The organism is Aeromonas dhakensis (assembly GCF_000820305.1).
Taxonomy (GTDB): domain Bacteria; phylum Pseudomonadota; class Gammaproteobacteria; order Enterobacterales; family Aeromonadaceae; genus Aeromonas; species Aeromonas dhakensis.
Genome location: NZ_CDBH01000044.1, coordinates 254340 through 255048, shown reverse-complemented (window position 1 = coordinate 255048; position 709 = coordinate 254340). Strand labels below are relative to the sequence as shown.

The following is a 709-nucleotide window of genomic DNA, read 5'->3' as shown; positions in this document are numbered from 1 at the left end:
CCCAGCGGCCGGGCTCGCAGCTCCAGAAGCCGACGTGGAACTGCTGGCTCGGATCTGAGTAGTGGTTCCAAACCGTCTGGCGCGGGTTGCCGGCGCGCAGGCGATCGGGGGCGGGCATCAGCGGGGTGGGAGCCGCCTCGTGGCTGCTGAGCAGGATCCAGTCGTTGAGGGTCTTCATGCTGCCTCCTTGGCAAGGGATAAAAAACGGGGCCATCCAGGCCTCGTGATTGTTCGTTTTATTAAACGAGGTTGCGCATAACGTAAACGATGGCGTCCTCCTTGCCAAGGGGCTGCTCCCGCCCGTCAGCGTGGCTGCAGCCGCTTGATGACGTGGCGGGCGAAGCCGCTGCCCGCTTCATCGTAGACGTTGAACACCGCATCCACCCCTTGCTCCTTGAGGGAGGCGATGTCGTCCTCGAAGCGGACGATGGCGGCAATCTTGCCGGCAAAGCCGTGGCTGCGCAGTTTCTCGATGGCGTAGAGGTTGCCCGAGTGGTGAGGCATGGCCAGCAGCACCAGGTTGACCTGGTTGGAGAGCAGCACCTTGTCCCAGAAGTCGGTATCGGTGGCATCCCCCTCGATGACGTTCATCCCCTGGGCGCGCAGGGTGGGCAGCTTGTCGCTGTCGTTCTCCACCCCGAGGATCACGGTGCCGTACTTGTTCTCCAGCTCGAAGTAGGCGCCCTGGCCGATCCGCCCCATGCCGAGG

General features: G+C 63.8%; 1 protein-coding gene and 1 pseudogene. Both read right to left on the bottom strand.

The window, feature by feature from the left end; translation table 11 throughout:
- Positions 1 to 178 (bottom strand): annotated as a pseudogene (locus BN1143_RS11405) (cupin domain-containing protein); the annotation flags it as partial.
- A gap of 125 nt (positions 179 to 303) precedes the next feature.
- Positions 304 to 709 (bottom strand): NAD(P)-binding protein (locus BN1143_RS22780; protein ID WP_042050698.1); only part of this gene is annotated, 406 nt, incomplete at its 5' end.